Raw genomic sequence first — 19,552 nt, forward strand, 5'->3', positions numbered from 1 at the left:
CCGAACGGAAACTAACCGACGCCAAGGTCGGATCCACCGTTAATCTGACACTCCCCATTGGATCATCACGTGTGAGTAGCTTTCTACCGGCGGTGGTAGTCAGTAGCTCCCCCGGTACGTCGAGCTGTCTCATGTAGTCCAGTGGTGTCATGTTGAAGGATCAACCTTCGACTTGGTGTACTGGTCGAACAATGCCAGTGCCGCTGCATCGAGCGTGTCCTCTTTGGCTGTATGGCTGGTGGCCTTACCTCGGAGCATCTGTATCGAGTTGGTGATCTTGTTCATGCCGTTCACCAGCTTGTCGTAGTCGGCCGGTTTGAGGTCGCTCGACTCCATCAGCTCGATGCCGCGTGACAGTGCGTCCTGCATGGCTATACGTAGCTCGGTCTCCTCGTAGAACTGGTTGTATTGAGATGCCTTGGACTTGAGCGCGTCTAGCTCAACGGCAATGCCGAACTCCTCGCACCACTTCTTCCCCGTTGCCCAACTCTCGGGGTACTGCAACTCACGCTTCGCCTTGGGGATACCTACGTCCCCGGCCAGCTCGGCAAACGCTCGTCTTTCTTCTTCTGAATACTTAGCTATGTCAAACATTCCTTTCTGATTATGATTGTCATTCCCGGACTTGAGGCCGGCGTTGTGAGCCTGACTAACGACTCACACAACTTCGCTTCGCTCAGTTGTGTATTGCAAATCGAATCCGATTAAGCTCAGGCGCGGATTTGCAATATAACTAATCTTACGAATACCCACATCTACTTAACATTTCTCGCGGCTACTATTGCCCTACATATCTTGCATATCAATCTATTGTTGTACCTGAAACTGTTCGACTGATTCAGTGCATGACCTACTGCACATCGGACGATCTTGCGTTCTTCCCTGTCAGCTATGTTCTCTGCCTGAGTACCGAGTAGTAGATGCTTGGGATTGATACATGCTCTGTTATGACAGGTATGTCTTACTACCAGTCCCCCGGCAACCTCGCCCTTGTTCTGTAGAAACGAGAACTTGTGTGCACGGTAGGTCTTACCGTCGTACTTGACTACGCCGTAACCATCTTTATCCTTGGCCCCGGTAAAGTTCCAACAACCTTTATCGTCTAACTCATAGCTGAGTTCTTTGTCGTATTTCATATGATCATCTGCACTAGTGACTAAGTCACTAAATTGATATGACTTAATTGTATCAATTACTGAAGAATAATGTTGTCGTGAACCATCCGGTATGGTTCTCTCATGTTGACGACGATTCTCCCCGGCTTGCGCGACCTGCGGACGCCTCTGGCAACCGGCTATCTCTGGCTAGTAGCCCTCTTCCTTGCGTGCGCAGACATATTGCCAACTGCTGAATCTGAAAGCCAGCTGATCGGCCAGGTTTTCGATATCGCGAACGGCCTAGGAACGACAGCTGTGCTCGCAGTTCTCTCTTTTGTGGCGTATCTGCTCGGCTCGGCTCTTAGCACGGAAGAAATAAATCTGGACTCGTTGACTCGCACATTGCGCAGGTTCAAAGTAAAGCTAATAAAAGAAAAGTACGTCAGAAAACAACCACGTCCAACGGTAGACGTTCCGTATAGCGAACATCTACTCACTCATTTCGAGAAATATGCAAACGATACCGTCACCAACTACGAGTCGACTTTGGGTGCCTATGAGCAGGCCACTAACGGTCAAGACTACGGTTTGCCACCTTTCAAAGCATTTTTTCATGGAAGAGGATCATTGGGCAATACCGATATGATGCATCGGGAGAAACTGAACCAATTCCAATCGACCATTGACGACGAACGCGAGATCATCGCAAACAAACTCCATAGTGACGAGTCACCACTTTGGGATGATTACGACCGTGAAATGGCAGAAGGGAACTTTCGTGTTAGCATCACGCCTCCTCTGCTTGTCATCGCGATGATCCTGTCTATTAGATATTGCGCACACGTCGGGATTTCATGGCAGCTCGTAGTGGCGGTTCCCGCAACAGGCCTCGCCCTCTGGCTTATATATACAGTGTTCATACGCGGAATTAAGCGGCTTACTTCAGCATCTGCCATTATTCAGCTAGCCGTCGTAATCGATCCCACCCGGTCTCCGTTTTGCGTCAGTTTAGCTCAATATACTAAGGACATGGAAAGTATAATTAGTCGTCGTTAGCAGTATCTCAGAAAGTTGTATCGATGCGCTCGGTACGTCTTTCCTTAGAAGCGCAGTACTCGGCAACCGTGACCATCTCCACACCCGTTGAGCAACCAACAGCCGTTACTGTTGACGGTGCACTTCATTCTTCAAGAATAGAACTAATTTCTACTGGTAAAATCATCAATGAAGTCGTAGCGATTATGTTGCGCTTCCGTTTTCTAGACCAAAATAATCTGGTCAGCTTCCGGTATGGTTCTTCCATGTTGACGACGATTCTCCCCGGTCTACGTGACCTACGGACCCCGCTAGCCACCGGCTATTTGTGGCTAGTCGCCATGTTCATGCTGATTCTCGGTGGTGTACTACCGACCCGCGAGGGCGGTTTACCGTTCGTTCGGGAGCTTTACACCCTAAGTGATGGCGTGGGCGCAACCGCAATGCTGGGCGTTTTAACGTTCGTGGCGTACCTGATCGGGTCGGTTCTGACTGTCGAGAATATAGCGCCGAAAGTTAAGGCAGGAAGTAAAATTGGTTCAATAGCTCTCCATTTTATTCCCGGCATGATTCTAACTCGACTGACTACGAAAAACCCTGTAAGGAGACAACTCTACGAGGTAATAGAAATAGAGCTAAGCAGAGCGAAACAGCGAACCGTCTCGTCCGACTACATTGAGCTAATAAAGTCCATCTCTCCGTCATATCTGCAAGATCAAGTAATTCTAGAACGAAATGCTCCACGATTGGTCCAAGAGCAGATAGAGTTTGAGTCGTCTGTTGTAGAGAACGTCATCCACAACGACAAACTTGCTCTATGGGATGATTTCGACAGGGAGAGGTCAGAAGCGGAGTTTCGCCTTAGCGTGACCGCTCCCCTCACGATTATTGTCGCTACCTTCTACATCAAATATGTAGCTCCCGGGGCTGACCTTTCCAAGTGGTTAGCTGCAACTGGCGTACTAGTGCTTGGACTTCTAGGAATTGCCGTTCTCTACTATCGCGGCCTCAAGCGATTTGTGAAGTCTAGGGAAATTATTCAAATGGCTGTAGTACTCGATCCTTCACGCGCGCCGATCCTTGAGAAGTTTCGAAAACTGCCGCGCGGATAGCCCGAACTAGTCTAGGGTAGTTCAACTTTCTATCAGCACTTCCCTATCTACGGCTGCGATGCCAATCCTGATTTAGAAGGTGCATGTCTATATAGCTCCCATTCAGCCACTGTGGCTATCTTCCTCGATAGTTGTGTCGGTAGTGTTGGTTTCGTTCGTGGATTCGGCTACATGGCCCTCATAATCAACTGGTCTGAGTTGTCGATACTCTTCCAAGCTTGCCCAATTAGTCATATTTATATCGACCGGTCCCCTGGCCTTGATCAGTTGCTCTGTGGTGCGGATACGTAGCTGTTCTTTCTTCACCATGAATACTTCTTTCCGTACCCGGCTGGTACGTCTCTAGCGGGGTACGGGTCGATTCCTCGGCGCTGTAGTTCTTCGTAGATCTCCAGATGGATGCCAGACCAGTACTTGGCCTTCTCGTACCTCTTACGGCTCGTGTCATAGAGCTGTTCTGTCATAGCTAGACCGTCTCGTAGGTCCTCACTACTTGCTGTGTGAATCTGATTCAATTCTGTTTTCCTTTCTTCGTGCGTTCGTAGTACTTACGGCTACTTTCTCTTACTTTCTCTGGGTGACGTTCTCGATAGCGCTTAGCTCGTAGTCTGGCGTTCTCGCGCGCTCTGTCGGGATTCTCGGCCACCCACCGAGCTGATGCTTTTTTGCTCTTTTCAGGATCGGCTCGGTAGCTCTGTCGTCGGTAATCGTTTTCGCATTCCTTGCAGATATATCGCAGACCGTCCGGTGTCCCTTTTCTTTTACTAAATCTGTCTAGCGGTCTCCATTCTTTGCATGCTCCGTGGCATACCTTTCCCTCAGTCATATAGCTATCCTTTCTACGGTTAGTAATTCTTGGCTGTCTGCACACTTGTTCATTAAAGAACGTTTGTTCGTATTGTTCAATTGAAGCATATTATGAGAATCTGTGCGCTTATTCTCAGTATTGTCAGTATCGAATATTTGTCATGCATTTTAGACAAGCTGAGTTGCACGACTGGAGCGAAGCGACTGTATTGGTCATATTTGAAGTGTTGATTTAATTTGAATAGATTTGCTGGTACTTGTTTTGTCCCCCCTGCCTCACCTAGACACCCCGAATTAGAGTGTTCCGGTAAAGCAAGGGGGCTATTTGTCCGTGGCATAAGCGACGTCAAAGTACGACATAGGCTATTTCGTACACAGGGTGTTCAATCCTGCTGACCCAATATCGAGTGCCATTACAGCACCCAAAGAGCGGGGAACTTGTTTTGGACCGTCCGAATTCATACGGGCTTGGTGGTTGGTTACGGCAAAGCCGACTGAAGATTTGATACCAACTCTTGATTATCCTTCGTTCTGAGACATTCCAAGGTGAACTAGACTCTTGCTATCAGCCATGACAGAGGCTCTGCAATGTCGGTGAGGCTTTAGAATGAATGGCACTTTGTTGTAACTTCCCTGCTGTAAATGAATACCAGGGCGATACCCCACAACGGGCGATTAGTCTCGTGCCAGGAGATACCTATACGAAAGCAGACTCACAGTAGCTCTGGATTCCCTGTGAGTCTGCCTTCTTAGGTAAACTTTTGCGTACATTGGTTAGGCTTTTCCAGAGCTACTAACTTGTTTCCGTACCATAGTATTATAGCAAGAAATGGCACTAATTCGCAACTCTGTTCGAACAATATTAGATGATTTTGTTGCAGTGGTTGAACGCTTCTAGCTGCCCCGCGATTCATCGGTACGATATGCTCTAGCGATGACAAGCTATGAGATCGTCAACGTCGAGACTGGCGACGTGTTGAGACGGGTGGACAGCCGACTGGAAGCAACAAAGTGGATTGATAAACGCGTTGAGCTGTCGGGTCATGATCCATCGATCTACCGCGTAGATGAGGTCTAGCTGAAAACAATGCCCCCGACTTACATACCGGGGGCATTGTCGGCTGTGCTGCCTGGTAGGAATACATAGCCTTTGGTAGCAGGGAATTGGTCGAAACCGATTTTCCCTGCTACGGAGAATTATACTCGCTTTCGATCAGGCAGGTATTCCTCTAGCGGTTTTGGTAGCTCCAACTGATCGGCGTTGAACTTCACTCCCCTACCGGCAGTCTTGACACCGATAGCCGGGAAGAACTTGCGTATCGTTTCACGCTGTTCATCCATCGGTGCCGCCCTGAATTCCCTATCTCGGCCCGACAGAGTGACAATTACCGATGCCTTGTCCAGTTCGTCTATCAGTTTCGAGCGTTGTTTCTGTAGAGCCTCGTTCTGGTCTAGAAAGGTGACCATATCGATCCGGTGTGCTTTTCTGGCCTCGGCAAGTAGTTCGATATCGGACTCCACAGCATTGAGCTCGGTACGATCCACCATCGACGTTTCCATCGGTAGCTCACGAATCTGCAGCGCCGTAAGCATGATCAAGGCTTCATCGAGCTGGTGTTCGTTACGACTGACCTTGCCGCAACCCTTAGGAGTCGGGCATAGGTAGCTGTCGTACTTTCCGTTCTTCCCAGCAGCTAGCTTGGTATGACAGTTTGCGCAGTAGAGCAGACCGGACAGCAAGTGAGACGCCTTGGTGATCCGCTGTCTTCCCCGTCTACGGGTCAATTCGAGCTGTAGCCGCTCCCACACGTCCCGTTCGATGATCCTCGGCCACTGTCCTTCGGCAACGATCTCGCCTCGAAACTGGCGAAGTCCGGTGTAGGCAGGATTGGTCAGCATCCGACGTATGTCTTTTGGTTCCCACTTATTGCCAAGCTGTTTGGGTATGCCTCGATTATTCATATCGACAGCCAGCGCATACAACGGCATACCTCGAATGAAGTCCGTTGCTAGGTTCTGCACTACCTTGGCCTCGGCAGGATCGACAGCCGTCCGTTGCTTGTCCGCAAACCCGAACAGTCTGTAACGGCCTGGTGCAACCATCCCCTGTTCGGCCTGATACCGCTGTTTGGCTACGACACGCTCTGAGATCAGTTCGCGCTCGTAGGCACCGAACACACCCCTGATACCCGCGAACATGCGACCAGCGGCTGATTCAAGATCGATCTTGCCGCCCTCGGTAACGCTGTAGCTCGTTACTCCCCGGCTACGGATCAGACGATTGAACAACAGCAGGTCGAGCTGATCCCTACTCAGACGGTCGCTACGCCAGCAGATGACAGCGGCAGCGCTTCCAGCTTCTATATCGGACTTCAGACGCTCGAAACCTGGTCGGTGCACCCCCGCCTTGCCCGATATACCGTCATCAACGTAGAGGACGACAGAGCCTAGCTTCTGCTCGACAGCGAACTTACGACACGCGTCCTCTTGCACCTTGACGCCCGGTGCCTGGTCGTCCGCATCGTTCAACGTGGACTTACGGACATAGATAGCAGTGCTGGTCATGGCATCCTCGGCGTTCGGTCCCTAGGTACCCTTCGCCAGACTGTAATGGTCGAGGAAGGGATAGGGATACCAGTCGACGACGGGTCCACGGATCAGGGTGTAGATCCCGTAGACCAGAGGGAAGAGCAACCACGTCAGGCTGCGCGACTCGGAGATCTGCCGACGCGGTGGAGCGAGAATCCAGTCGAGCAGAAGGACCACGGGCATGATTCGATGCACCACGTTGTTGGTCCACGGATCCGCGACACCGACATCGATGTTCGCAAGCAACACCGCGTAGATGATCCCGGTGATCACCATGTAGAGCGTCACCGCTCCGCGAAAGAGCTGCCATCCCGAAGTCCGCGGATCGATCACGCCGCCGATCGTGAGGACCAGCACCGTCAGGACGTTGCTGATCACGGTGAAGTAGCTGAAGTAGTTGACCAACGAGAAAGTCGGGGCGGCAAGTCCGTCCAGGACGATCGAGACGAGCGCTGCGGCGGTGAGCGCGGCGAACAGCACCCGCAGCGTCCTGATCGGTACCGGCGTATGCGGTTCGGCAGTGACATCGTGCACGATGCTCATACGGCGATCCTGGCACAGTCTCGGCCGGCATTCACGGCGGTTGCGTCGATGCGGATATCCTGGAGCAAGTATGTCTAACTCGAATTTGTCCGGTCAGCGAAAATCTCTCGCCACACGTCTGGCAGACGTCACGATCCGGGACGAGAACCGGCTGCGGCGGCGACTGGACAAGGCTCGTACCGACGACGCGTTCGCCGCTCTCGAACGCGATGTCGCCCGCGCCGAGACGGTAGTGGCCAATCGCCGGGCGGCGGTGCCGACCCTCGAGTTCCCCGAGTCGCTTCCGGTCAGTCTGCGCAAGGACGACATCGCTGCCGCCATCGCCGAACACCAGGTCGTCATCGTCGCCGGTGAGACCGGTTCGGGTAAGACCACTCAGATTCCCAAGATCGCTCTCGCACTGGGCCGCGGAATTCGCGGTTCGATCGGCCACACTCAGCCTCGACGCCTCGCTGCCCGCACGGTGGCCGAACGCATCGCCGAGGAGGTGGGCGAGCCCCTGGGTGAATCCATCGGCTACAAGGTGAGATTCACCGACCAGTCCTCGGATTCGACCCTCGTCAAGCTGATGACCGACGGCATCCTGCTGGCGGAGATCCAGCGAGACAGACTGCTGCGACAGTACGACACCCTGATCATCGACGAAGCGCACGAGCGCAGCCTCAACATCGACTTCATCCTGGGTTACCTGGCGCAGCTTCTCCCCCGGCGTCCCGACCTCAAGATCGTCATCACCTCGGCGACGATCGACCCCGAACGGTTCGCCCAGCACTTCGCGCGGGACGGCGTGCCTGCCCCGATCATCGAGGTCTCCGGTCGCACTTTCCCGGTCGAGATGCGCTATCGGCCACTGACCGTCGACGCCGGGGACACCACGATCGATCTCGACCCCGTCGACGCGACCTGCCAGGCCGTCGACGAGCTGATGGCCGAGGGCGACGGCGACATTCTGGTGTTCCTGTCCGGTGAACGCGAGATTCGCGACACCGCCGACGCCCTGAACGATCGCAATCTCCGCAACACCGAGATCGTTCCTCTGTATGCGAGACTCTCTGCGGCCGAACAACACCGAGTGTTCTCCCCGCACTCGGGCCGACGCGTGGTGCTCTCGACGAACGTCGCGGAAACATCGCTGACGGTCCCCGGCATCCGGTACGTGGTCGACCCCGGTACCGCTCGAATCTCGCGATATTCGTTGCGCACCAAGGTGCAACGCCTCCCCATCGAGCCGATCTCCCAGGCGTCGGCGCGGCAGCGGGCCGGCCGCTGTGGCCGCGTCGCCGACGGCATCTGCATCCGGCTGTATTCCGAAGAGGATTTCGAGTCGCGTCCACAGTTCACCGAGCCGGAGATACTGCGCACCAACCTGGCGTCGGTCATCCTGCAGATGACCGCACTCGGGCTGGGCAAGATCGACGCGTTCCCGTTCGTCGAACCGCCCGATCCGCGCAGTATCAGGGACGGAATCGGACTGCTCGAGGAACTCGGGGCGCTGAAGCCGGCCACCAAGGACGGCACTGCAGAGCTGACCCCGATCGGCCGGGAACTCTCGGCACTGCCGGTCGATCCTCGGATGGCTCGGATGCTCGTCGAGGCCAACGGCAACGGCTCTCTTCGCGACGCGTTGGTGGTCGTGGCGGCCCTGTCGATTCAGGACGTTCGTGAGCGGCCCGCCGAGCATCAGCAGGCAGCGGACGAGAAGCATGCACGCTTCGCAGTGGAGAACTCCGACTTCCTGGCGTACGTGAAACTGTGGACGTATCTGCGCGAGCAGCGAAACGAATTGTCCTCCAACCAGTTCCGACGCATGTGCCGAACAGAGTTCCTGCACTACCTACGTATTCGCGAGTGGCAGGACCTGCACGGCCAACTGCGTCAGATCACCCGCGGGCTCGGGTGGACGGTGCCCGACGCCGATTCCACCGAGACCGCCCTGCATCAGTCGCTGCTGTCCGGGCTGCTCTCGCACGTCGGACTCCGGGAGGGGGACAAACGCGAGTTCCTCGGCGCGCGCGGAGCTCACTTTGCGATCTTCCCCGGTTCGGGTCTGTTCAAGAAGCCCCCGCGCTGGGTCATGGCCGCCGAGCTGGTCGAGACCGGGCGATTGTGGGGCCGCATGGCTGCTCGCATCGAACCGGAGTGGGCCGAGCGGTTGGCACCGCATCTGGTCAAGCGGACGTACTCGGAACCGCACTGGTCGATCAAGCGTGAATCGGCGATGGCCTACGAGCGGGTGACGCTGTACGGCATTCCGTTGGTGACGCAACGTCCGGTGAACTATCACCGTATCGACCCCGAGGCGTCCCGAGAGCTGTTCATCAGACATGCGCTGGTGGAGGGCGAGTGGAAGACCCAGCATGCCTTCTTCCACAAGAACAGGGCACTGCTCGACGACGTGGGTGAACTCGAACATCGCGCCCGACGGCGAGACATCGTCGTCGACGACGACGCTCTGTTCGACTTCTACGACGCCCGCATCGCCCCGGAGGCGGTGTCGGCACGGCACTTCGACACCTGGTGGAAGAAGGCCCGCAGACAGGACCCGGCGCTGCTCGACTTCACCACCGACACCGTCGTCAACTCCGACGCGGCCTCGGTACTGACCGGCGCGTATCCCGACGCATGGCGACAGGGCGAGATCCAGTTTCCCCTGACCTACCAGTTCGAGCCGGGCACGGCGGCCGACGGCGTCACCGCACGAATTCCGATCGCTCTGCTCGCTCAGGTACAGCCGGTGGGCTTCGACTGGCTGGTCCCGGGGATGCGCGGCGAGTTGGTGACCGCACTGATCAAGACGCTTCCGAAAGCGTTGCGCCGCAATGTCGTGCCGGCCCCCGACTTCGCAGCCGCGGCATTGGCGGTCATGCGGCCCCGCGCCGAAACGTTGGTGACGGCATTGGCCCGTGAGCTCTCGCGGGCGGCCCAGTGCCACATCACGGCGAAGGACTTCGATGTTGCGGCACTCCCCGAGCACCTGAGAATGACGTTCGCGGCCGTCGATCCGTCCGGAAAGGTGTTGGGCAGCAACAAGGATCTGACCGCTCTGCGTACCGGTTTGTCCGGTGAGGTCGGCCGTCAGGTGGCCAGCGCGGTGGGTGACGCCGAGCGTGCGCCCTCGCTGGCGTGGACCTCGAGCACGCTGGGACGGTTGGAGTCGACCGTCACCCGAGATGTGGGAGGCCAGAAGGTCACCGGCTATCCGGCTTTGGTGCCGGAAGGACCGGGCGTGGCGGTGCGAGTCCTGAGCACCCCTGCTCAGCAGCGGGCAGCGATGCGTTCCGGAACCAGGGCTCTGCTGCTGTCGACTGCGCCGAAGGGCACCAAAGCACTGTTGGCCGGATTACCGACGGCGGAACGGCTTGCCCTCGGCCAGAATCCGTACGGCGGAGTCGATGCACTACTCGAGGAATGCCGGGTTCTCGCGGTCGAGGAAGCAATGGACGCGCACGGTGGACCGGTACGAGATCCCGAGGCTTTCGACAAGCTCAGGGTGCTCGTGCACGCGGAGGTTCCGCAGCGTACCGCCGCGGTCCTCGCCCTGGTTCGTCCTGTGCTGACCGCTGCCCTGGCTTTGTCGGCGCAACTGCAATCAGCCTCCGGTGAGCCGGCAGACGATGTTCGGGAGCAGCTCGACGGCTTGATCTTTCGCGGATTCGTCACCGAGTTCGGTTCTCGCAGATTGGCGGACCTGCCGCGCTATCTCGCGGCGGCGACGAAGCGGTTGGCCACTCTGCCGAGCAGCGCAGGCCGTGACGCGGCGGCGATGGATGTACTCGATCGGGTGTACGCGTCGTACGGACGACTGCTGGATTCGCTTCCGGAGAGCAGAAAGAACAGTTCCGGGGTGCAGGAGTTGTTCTGGATGATCGAGGAGCTGCGCGTGGGACTGTTCGCCCAAGGGATTCGTACGGCGTATCCGGTCTCCGAGAAGCGCATCGAGAAGGCGATCTCGGACCAGAGCCGCTGACGGGCGGAACTGTCAGTCGATGTCGGCGGACTCGCGGTGCTTACGCAGTTCGTGGATTTCCTTCTCGAAGTCCTCGGCCGAACTGAACGAGCGGTACACGGAAGCGAAGCGCAGGTACGCCACTTCGTCCAGATCACGGAGCGGACCGAGAATGGCCAATCCCACTTCGTTGCTGGGGATCTCCGCTGATCCCGCTGCCCGGATGGCGTCCTCGACCTGCTGTGCCAGCAGGTTGAGCGCATCGTTGTCGACATCTCTGCCCTGGCACGCGCGCCGAACTCCCTTGACGACCTTCTCGCGGCTGAACGGCTCGGTCACGCCGCTGCGCTTCACGACTGCAAGCACTGCTGCCTCGACGGTCGTGAAACGACGACCGCACTCCGGGCAGGAGCGACGCCGCCGGATTGCCTGTCCCTCGTCCATCTCACGCGAGTCGACCACGCGTGAGTCGGGATGCCTGCAGAACGGGCAATGCATGAGGGACCCTCCGTCGTAGCCGATGCTCCGACGACGAGCACGCACATCGGGGCAGTCCACCGAGGATACTCAGCCTTCTCGAACCCGACGGGGGCGGTGGTCATCTGCCGGTCGTGTACTCGACGAGAGCTCCGTCGTGCACTTCGACCACACCGGCCGGCTGCACACCTGCATCGGGTGCAACTGCTCGCAGGTTCGCGATGCCGATCAGACCACCGGCCACGACGACCACTGCGAGCATCCACAACACCAGCGATCGCAGTCGAACCGGCTGGCTCGCGAAGTGCGTGGAGGTCGCGTCGAACTCGCGATCGGCATCCTCGCGGTCGGTGACGTCGGTCCACGACGGGTCGAGGACCGGAAGGCACGGTGCGCTCTGTGTGCGGGGCACCGTGGTGACGCCGTGCATCCCGAGGGGACTCCGCAGAACGGGACGGGCCCGGCGGCGACGCTCGACGACGGTGGACCGGGCACGGACACCGGCGGCGGTGGGGCGATCGGTGATGATGGTCATCGGAACCTCGACTTCGCTCGTTGGATCGATTGTTCGATCAGGCGTTCGATGGACGCTTGTTCGAAGTTCTATCACGAGCCTCCGACAAAGTCTGCAGAAAACGCGACACGAGTCGAACAGATGTTTGATTCAACAGCTGATACACGCTAGATTCGTGTCAGAAACCACACGCCACACGAGTCGACACCATCAACTCCAGTCCGCGCAGACCTACCCCGCAGACCGGATCCCAGGACACCAGCAGGAGGCCGACAGCATGAAGGACGAGACCTCGACGAGGTCGACCACGCGTTCCACGACGACGGGTTCCAGGACGACCGGAGCCAAGGCCACCGCCACCAAGGCCGCAGCAGGAAAGCCGGCCGCGGAACCCACGTCCAAGGCAATGGAGGTCGGCACCGACATCAGTGCGGGTCTGACCGAGCGGCAGCGGAAGGTACTCGAGGTCATTCGCGCGTCGGTCACCGAGCGCGGCTACCCGCCCAGCATCCGCGAGATCGGCGATGCGGTCGGTCTGACATCGACCTCTTCCGTTGCTCACCAGCTGCGCACCCTCGAGCGCAAGGGCTTCCTCCGGCGCGACGCCAACCGTCCCCGTGCCGTCGACGTCCGGGGTCTCGACGAGGTGCAGGCCGACCAGGCTGCCGCCGCGGTCGACGGTTCGCCCGCGTCCGAGGAACAGGATCGGCTGCCGACCCCGACGTTCGTGCCGGTGCTTGGCCGGATCGCCGCCGGCGGTCCGATTCTGGCCGAAGAGGCCGTCGAGGACGTGTTCCCGCTCCCCCGCGAGCTGGTCGGTCAGGGCTCTCTGTTTCTGCTGAAAGTGGTCGGCGAGTCGATGATCGACGCGGCCATCTGCGACGGCGACTGGGTGGTGGTTCGTCAGCAGTCCGTGGCCGACAACGGTGACATCGTCGCTGCGATGATCGACGGGGAGGCCACCGTCAAGACGTTCAAGCGGTCCAAGGGCGAGGTGTGGCTGCTGCCGCACAATCCGCTGTTCGAGCCCATTCCGGGCAACAACGCCGCGATCCTCGGCAAGGTCGTGACCGTGATGCGCAAGCTGTAGAGATCGTCACGGCAGTGACATGCGAAGGGCCGCAGCACATGTGCTGCGGCCCTTCGCGTGCTTCGGATCAGCGGATCACAGATTCAATCCGCGGCCGATGATCTCCTTCATGATCTCGGTGGTGCCGCCGTAGATGGTCTGCACACGGGAGTCCATGTACGCCTTGGCGATCGGGTATTCCTTCATGTAGCCGTAGCCACCGTGCAACTGCAGGCACCGGTCGATCAGTTTGACCTGGTTCTCGGTGGTCCACCATTTCGCCATGGCAGCTTCTTGGACGGTCAGCTTGTCTTCGTTGAGCAGTTCGATGAACTTGTCCACCATGATGCGGGTGGCGGTGGTCTCGGTGGCCAACTCCGCCAACACGAATCGGGTGTTCTGGAACTTGCCGATCGACTTCCCGAAGGCCTTGCGGTCGCGGCAGTACTGGATCGTCATCTCGAGCGCGGATTCCATCGCGGCGGCCGCGACGACGGCGATCGACAGGCGTTCCTGGGGCAGATTCTGCATGAGGTAGATGAAGCCCATGCCTTCCTCGCCCAGCAGGTTGGCGGCGGGCACGCGCACGTCGGTGAAGCTGAGTTCGGCGGTGTCCTGAGCCTTCATGCCGATCTTGTCGAGGTTGCGGCCGCGCTCGAATCCGGGCATGTCGCGTTCGACGACCAGCAGGCTGAAGCCCTGTGCGCCCTTCTCGGGGTCGGTGCAGGCCACGACGATGATCAGGTCGGCGTTGATTCCGTTGGTGATGAACGTCTTCGAGCCGTTGAGCACCCAGTCGTCGCCGTCACGGACGGCCTTGGTCTTGATGCCCTGCAGGTCGCTTCCGGTGCCGGGCTCGGTCATCGCGATCGCGGTGATCAGTTCGCCGGAGCAGAATCCGGGGAGCCAGCGCTGCTTCTGCTCGTCGTTGGCAAGGTCGATGAAGTACGGCGCGACGACGTCGTTGTGCAGGGTGAAGCCGATACCGCTGTATCCGCCGCGGGTGGTTTCCTCGGTGACGATGGCGTTGTAGCGGAAGTCCTTGACTCCGCCGCCACCGAATTCCTCGGGCGCTGCCGTTCCGAGGAAGCCCTGCTTACCGGCCTCGACCCAGACGTCGCGATCGACGATGTTCTGCTCTTCCCACTTCACGTGGTTCGGCGCTACGTGCTGATCGAGAAATTTCCGGTACGACTCCCGGAACAGCTCGTGCTCGGGCTCGAAAAGTGTGCGTTCCACGCAGATCTCCTTGTTCGGTGCATACCGACATCGACCTGTGAACGGTGTCATTCGCGGTCGTCGGTACGACTGACGTCACGCTCCAACAGTACGTTCGGGACGTCACGGAGGTCGATGACCAAAACGCGCGCGATTCGTGACCGACCCCGCTACCGTGCGCGTTTGCCCGCGCTTCTCGCGAGCGCCGAGACGATCGGGTACCCGAGAAGGATGCCGACCGAACCCCACGCGATACCGCCGAGCTCGACCGATCCGACGGACAGCGTCAGGTCACCGATTCCGGCGACGAGCGCGGCAGCGACGACCATGAGATTGACCGGATCGGTGAAGTCGACCTTGGCGTCGGTCCAGATGCGTACGCCCAGCAGCCCGATGAGGCCGTACAGAACCAGGGTTGCGCCGCCGATGACCCCGTCGGGCACGGTGAAGATCAGTGCACCGAACTTGGGCGAGAACGCGAGCACCGTCGCGGTGATCGATGCGACCCAGTACGCGGCGGTCGAGTAGACACGGGTGGCCGCCATGACGCCGATGTTCTCCGCGTAGGTGGTGGTTCCCGAACCGCCGCCTGCTCCGGCCAGCGTGGTCGCCAGCCCGTCGGCGATCAAGGCGTCGCCGGCCACATCGTCGAGGTTCTTGCCGGTCATCGCGGCGACGGCTTTGACGTGCCCCACGTTCTCGGCGACCAGGACGATCACCACCGGCAGCGCCACGAGGATCACCGACAGCTCGAACGACGGGCCACGAAACTCGGGCAGACCGATCCAGCTCGCAGCGCTCAGTGCGTCGAGTCGCGGTTGCGCGATCCCTCCGGTGACTGCGGCGAACACCCAACCCACGACGACTCCGAGCAGGATTCCGAGTCGCCCGATCAGGCCGGGTCCCACGGCTGTCGCCAGCAGAATCGCGACCAGGGTGATAGCTGCGATCAGCGGCTGTGCCTCGAACGACGTGGTAGCGGCCGGTGCCAGGTTCAGCCCGATGAGTACCACGACGGCTCCGGTCACGACGGGCGGCATCGCCGCGTCGAGTACCCGCTGCCCTGCGAACTTCACCACGAAGCCCACTGCTGCCAGTACGACGCCCACACACAGCACGGCTCCGAGCTGGGCGGCAGGTCCGTTGGCTTGGGTGGCACCGAGCGGGGCCAGAAACGCGAAGGAGGAACCCAGGTAGCTGGGCACCCGACCTCGGGTGATGACCAGGAACAGCGCCGTCCCTATGCCCGAGAACAGCAGCGTCGTCGACACCGGAAATCCGGTGATCGTCGGAACCAACAGAGTCGCGCCGAACATCGCGACCACATGCTGCATTCCGATACCGATGGTGCGGGGCCACGTCAATCGCTCATCGGGCGAGACCACCGCCCCGGCGTCGACGGTCTTTCCGTTTCCGTGCAGCGTCCAACCGAGAGTTCTCATGATGGAAGGCAACACTATTGGATCAGCCGAGAATCGCGCTCACTGCCTCGCGGGCAGCGGCGGTGCTGTCCGTTTTCAGCGCGGCCGCTGCCGCTTCCTTGCACTGAGCGAGTGTGACCGTTGCCAGTTTCGACCCCACGTGCGCGACGGCAGCCGACGCAGCCGAGAGCGAGGTGATGCCCAGCCCTACCAGCACGCAGGCCAGCAGCGGATCGGCCGCGGCCTCACCGCAGACTCCGACGGGCTTGCCCGCCTTGGCTCCCGCGGCCGCGGTGTGCGCCACCAGTGCCAGCACGGCCGGCTGCCACGGGTCGGTCAGGCCGGCGAGCTGAGCGGACATGCGGTCGGCGGCCATCGTGTACTGCGCCAGATCGTTGGTTCCGATGGATAGGAAGTCCACGTGCTCGAGGATGTGTTCGGCGAGCAGAGCGGCGGCGGGGATCTCGATCATGACCCCCGGAGTGAGTCCGCGCTCGCGGACGTCGGCAGCGAAATCCTTTGCCTCCAGCGCCGTCGCGATCATCGGAGCCATCACCCACGGGGAGGAATCGGTCGCCTTGGCGGCTGCTGCGATGCCGTCGAGCTGGCGGTACAGAATCCCTCGATCGGCCTCGGCGATGCGGATGCCGCGAATGCCCAGTGCCGGGTTGGCCTCGTCGGGATGAGTGGCGAACCGAAGTGGCTTGTCCGAGCCGGCGTCGAGAGTCCGAACGACAACCTTCTTGCCTGCGAACGCGTCGAGTACCTGTGCGTAGATCTGGGCCTGCTCGTCGACGGTGGGTTCGGAGTCGCGGTCCAGGAAGCACAGCTCGGTACGAAACAGACCGACGCCGTCCGCTGCGCTCGACCGCGCTGCGCGAGCACCGGCACCGTCCTGGACGTTGGCGAGAATGTCGACTGCGTGGCCGTCGGCGGTGGTTCCGGGACCGACCCACTGGGATACCCGGTCGAGCTCGTCGCGGGCAGACACGACGGCAGCGCGGGCCGAGTCGGCGTCGGGTTCGAGATCGATGCGGCCGCTGGTTCCGTCGACGGACGCGTTCGTACCCGCAGCGATGTCGTCGAGCCCAGCCACGGCGACGATGCACGGAATGCCCAGCTGACGCGCAATGATCGCGGTGTGGCTGGTCGGACCGCCCAGCGAGGTGGCGAGTCCGACGATCAGGGTGGGGTCCAGACCCGCGGTGTCGGCGGGCGCAAGATCGTCGGCGAACAGCACCGACGGTTGGTCCGGTACCGGAACACCGGGCTCCGGAACGCCGAGTATCTCGGCGATGACGCGATCGCGAATGTCGCGCAGATCGGTCACGCGCTCGGCCATCAGTCCGCCGAGCTGGGTGAACATCGCGGCGAACTTCTCCGTTGCCGCCGCCGTTGCCGTGACGGCAGAACTGCCCTTGGCGATCGAGGAGCGAGCGGCCCCGAGCCATCCGCGGTCGGTGGCCATCGCGGCGTTGGCAGACAGAACCTCCGAAGCAGCGCCGGTCGCGAGTTCCGCGCGACCGCGTAGTCGGGAGGCGACAGCATTCGCTGCGGCGTCGAAGACGGCCTTCTCGGCCTCCCGATCGGCCTCAGCGACCTCGCCGGTGTCGGCCGGGATGGACGGTCGGGCACCGGGACGAATGACGGGGCCGTATCCGACGCCGGGCACGACGGGTGTGCCGCGCAGCGTCGTCTGCGCTGCTCCGGCCCCGGCTGCATCGACTGTCGTGTCGGTGTGTCCGGTCGAAGCGGTGCTAACCGATCCCGTCATGTGGTCCTCCTCGGATCCTGCGTGAACAAAGGTCATCGCATCTGTTCGGCGAGCTGTGGCGTACTCACTCACTTGCCTGTGTTGTGACCGAGATTACTCCAAACCCTTGACATGTCAACACACACGGGCGTAAAACAACATAAAGCAACATCAACCGGGAAGGAGACGCAGGTGTACGCCGAAGAACGCCAACACGCCATCGCCGAACTGATCAGCACGCACGGCCGCGTCTCCGTCAACGATCTGTCGGCCACGTACGGCGTCACCACCGAAACCGTGCGACGCGATCTCGCCACCCTCGACCGAATGGGAGTCGTCCGCCGCGTCCACGGTGGAGCAGTACCCGCGTCCGCACTGACCACACTCGAGCCCGGCGTCTCCGAGCGAGAGTTCACCCGCGCCGACCAGAAGGACGCCATCGCAGCCGCGGCGTTGTCCTTCCTGCCACCGGTGGGCGGCAGTGCGGTGTTCGACGCGGGCACCACGACGGGCCGGTTGGCGGGCCTGCTTCCCCACGACCGCGAGCTGACTCTGGTGACCAACTCGGTGCCGATCGCCGCCCGGGCCGCAACCATGCCGAGCGTGAGTCTTCGACTGCTCGGCGGGCGGGTGCGCGGAACCACCCAGGCTGCCGTCGGCGACGAAGCACTGCGCGCCCTCGAATGGCTACGGGTGGACGTCGCGTTCATCGGTACCAATGCCATCAGCGTCGGGCACGGCCTGTCCACCCCGGACAGCGACGAGGCAGCCGTCAAGCGCGCGATGGTCGATGCAGCCAATCACGTTGTGGTGCTCGCAGATTCGTCGAAGATCGGACGCGAGCACCTGGTGAGCTTCGCCCGAGTGCAGTCCATCGACGTCATCGTCACCGACAGCGATATCTCGAACAACGACCGTAAGAAGCTCAGCGACAAAGGAATCGAGGTGGTGATCGCATGATGGTCACACTCACGGCCAACCCGAGCATCGACCGCACGGTCACGCTCGACACACCACTGGTTCGCGGGGGCGTGCACCGGGCATCGACGTCGGTCTCCGACCCGGGCGGCAAGGGCGTCAACGTCGCTCGTGTCCTCGGCGGATCCGGAATCGACGCGTTGGCGGTGCTCCCGGCCAATGTCGGAGACCCGCTGCTCGACGCGATGTCCGACAAGGGCGTGCGGTACTCCGCCGTTCCGACGTCGGGGCCGGCCCGCACCAACATCACGGTGAGCGAGGTCGGTGGCACCACCACCAAGATCAACGAGCCCGGTGCGACGGTGTCGGAGCAGACCCGCACCGAGCTGCGGGAGCGAATCCTCTCTCTCGCAGTCGATGCCGAATGGGTGGTGCTCTCCGGTTCGCTTCCGCCCGGTCTGCCCGTCGACTGGTACGCAGAGCTCGTGACGGCGCTGCGCGCCACGTCCGCGAAAGTTGCGGTGGATACCTCCGACGAGCCACTGCTCGCTCTCGCGGCGGCCTTCCCGGCGTCGGCACCCGATCTGATCAAACCCAATTCCGAGGAACTAGCCCAACTCACCGGGTACGATTCCGAAGAGCTGGAAAGCGCAGCGGCGAAGGGTGATCCGACGGCAGCGATTGCAGCCAGCACAATCCTTCTCGGCCGAGGCGTCGGCGCGGTGTTGGCCACTCTCGGCAGCGCCGGCGCCGTACTGGTCACCGAGGACGGATCCTGGTACGCCAGCCCGCCCCCGATCACCGCGGTCAGCACGGTCGGCGCAGGCGATTCCTCGCTCGCCGGCTACATCCTCGCCGACGCCGAGAACTGTTCCGACGCAGACAAACTTCGCCGCGCCGTCGCCTACGGAACGGCGGCAACCGCACTTCCAGGCACCACGCTTCCACTGCCCGAGCAGACCCACCCGAATTCGGTGACGGTCCGTGCGCTCGACATCCCCACCTCCGTCACCCCGTCCGCGCTCTCCCCTTCTTCGAATCGTCTCTAGGAGC

General features: G+C 60.3%; 16 protein-coding genes. 6 read left to right on the forward strand and 10 right to left on the reverse strand.

Going from position 1 to position 19,552, the window contains the following annotated elements; all coding sequences use genetic code 11:
• Positions 1-147 precede the first annotated feature (147 nt).
• Together QM590_RS00005 and QM590_RS25890 are read right to left on the reverse strand one after the other, a co-directional pair.
• The gene (locus QM590_RS00005) at positions 148-594 is read right to left on the reverse strand and encodes a hypothetical protein (protein ID WP_269593711.1); all 447 of its coding nucleotides are present in this window, start codon (positions 592-594) and stop codon (positions 148-150) included.
• Between the two features lie 161 nt (positions 595-755).
• Positions 756-1,136: an HNH endonuclease gene (locus QM590_RS25890; RefSeq protein WP_411741273.1), complete on the reverse strand. Its 381-nt coding sequence runs from the start codon at positions 1,134-1,136 to the stop codon at positions 756-758.
• A gap of 102 nt (positions 1,137-1,238) precedes the next feature.
• Here QM590_RS25890 and QM590_RS00010 point away from each other — a divergent pair, with 102 nt between their 5' ends.
• Together QM590_RS00010 and QM590_RS00015 are read left to right on the forward strand one after the other, a co-directional pair.
• Complete coding sequence (locus tag QM590_RS00010) at positions 1,239-2,153, forward strand: hypothetical protein (protein WP_269593710.1); 915 nt, start codon at positions 1,239-1,241, stop codon at positions 2,151-2,153.
• Between the two features lie 68 nt (positions 2,154-2,221).
• Entirely contained in the window at positions 2,222-3,244 is a 1,023-nt protein-coding gene (locus QM590_RS00015; protein WP_269593709.1) for a hypothetical protein, read from the forward strand.
• A 102-nt stretch (positions 3,245-3,346) separates the two neighbouring features.
• Here the strand turns inward: QM590_RS00015 and QM590_RS00020 are convergent, their stop codons facing one another.
• From QM590_RS00020 to QM590_RS00030, 3 genes are all read right to left on the reverse strand, one after another.
• Positions 3,347-3,553 (reverse strand): hypothetical protein, encoded by a 207-nt coding sequence (locus QM590_RS00020; protein WP_269593708.1) that lies wholly within the window; start codon positions 3,551-3,553, stop codon positions 3,347-3,349.
• Between the two features lie 1,695 nt (positions 3,554-5,248).
• Positions 5,249-6,616, reverse strand: coding sequence for a recombinase family protein (locus QM590_RS00025; protein ID WP_269593707.1), 1,368 nt, complete (start codon positions 6,614-6,616; stop codon positions 5,249-5,251).
• A 21-nt stretch (positions 6,617-6,637) separates the two neighbouring features.
• Positions 6,638-7,183, reverse strand: coding sequence for a Pr6Pr family membrane protein (locus tag QM590_RS00030; protein ID WP_269593706.1), 546 nt, complete (start codon positions 7,181-7,183; stop codon positions 6,638-6,640).
• Between the two features lie 70 nt (positions 7,184-7,253).
• Here QM590_RS00030 and hrpA point away from each other — a divergent pair, with 70 nt between their 5' ends.
• Positions 7,254-11,150: an ATP-dependent RNA helicase HrpA gene (gene hrpA, locus QM590_RS00035; protein ID WP_269593705.1), complete on the forward strand. Its 3,897-nt coding sequence runs from the start codon at positions 7,254-7,256 to the stop codon at positions 11,148-11,150.
• Positions 11,151-11,162: 12 nt separating this feature from the next.
• Here hrpA and nrdR read toward each other — a convergent pair whose 3' ends face one another.
• Both nrdR and QM590_RS00045 read right to left on the reverse strand, forming a co-directional pair.
• The gene (nrdR, locus tag QM590_RS00040) at positions 11,163-11,627 is read right to left on the reverse strand and encodes a transcriptional regulator NrdR (RefSeq protein ID WP_008716872.1); all 465 of its coding nucleotides are present in this window, start codon (positions 11,625-11,627) and stop codon (positions 11,163-11,165) included.
• Between the two features lie 100 nt (positions 11,628-11,727).
• Positions 11,728-12,141 carry a hypothetical protein gene (locus tag QM590_RS00045; protein ID WP_269593704.1) on the reverse strand — a complete coding sequence of 138 codons (414 nt, stop codon included), beginning with the start codon at positions 12,139-12,141 and terminating at the stop codon, positions 11,728-11,730.
• 385 nt (positions 12,142-12,526) lie between these two features.
• Here QM590_RS00045 and lexA point away from each other — a divergent pair, with 385 nt between their 5' ends.
• Positions 12,527-13,210, forward strand: a complete 684-nt coding sequence (lexA, locus tag QM590_RS00050) for a transcriptional repressor LexA (RefSeq protein WP_149406047.1) — start codon at positions 12,527-12,529, stop codon at positions 13,208-13,210.
• Between the two features lie 75 nt (positions 13,211-13,285).
• Here lexA and QM590_RS00055 read toward each other — a convergent pair whose 3' ends face one another.
• From QM590_RS00055 to ptsP, 3 genes are all read right to left on the reverse strand, one after another.
• The gene (locus QM590_RS00055; protein WP_269593703.1) at positions 13,286-14,428 is read right to left on the reverse strand and encodes an acyl-CoA dehydrogenase family protein; all 1,143 of its coding nucleotides are present in this window, start codon (positions 14,426-14,428) and stop codon (positions 13,286-13,288) included.
• A gap of 149 nt (positions 14,429-14,577) precedes the next feature.
• Positions 14,578-15,849: a uracil-xanthine permease family protein gene (locus tag QM590_RS00060; RefSeq protein WP_269593702.1), complete on the reverse strand. Its 1,272-nt coding sequence runs from the start codon at positions 15,847-15,849 to the stop codon at positions 14,578-14,580.
• A 22-nt stretch (positions 15,850-15,871) separates the two neighbouring features.
• Positions 15,872-17,602: a phosphoenolpyruvate--protein phosphotransferase gene (ptsP, locus tag QM590_RS00065; RefSeq protein ID WP_269593701.1), complete on the reverse strand. Its 1,731-nt coding sequence runs from the start codon at positions 17,600-17,602 to the stop codon at positions 15,872-15,874.
• 171 nt (positions 17,603-17,773) lie between these two features.
• Between ptsP and QM590_RS00070 the strand changes: the two genes are divergently transcribed.
• A complete protein-coding gene (locus tag QM590_RS00070; RefSeq protein ID WP_068050675.1) occupies positions 17,774-18,541 on the forward strand; it encodes a DeoR/GlpR family DNA-binding transcription regulator in 768 nt (255 codons plus the stop codon).
• Complete coding sequence (locus QM590_RS00075) at positions 18,538-19,548, forward strand: 1-phosphofructokinase family hexose kinase (protein ID WP_269593700.1); 1,011 nt, start codon at positions 18,538-18,540, stop codon at positions 19,546-19,548. Before QM590_RS00070 ends, QM590_RS00075 begins: the two co-directional genes overlap by 4 nt.
• The last annotated feature ends 4 nt before the right edge of the window (positions 19,549-19,552 follow it).

This window comes from Rhodococcus sp. IEGM 1372, from assembly GCF_030056835.1.
GTDB lineage: Bacteria > Actinomycetota > Actinomycetes > Mycobacteriales > Mycobacteriaceae > Rhodococcoides.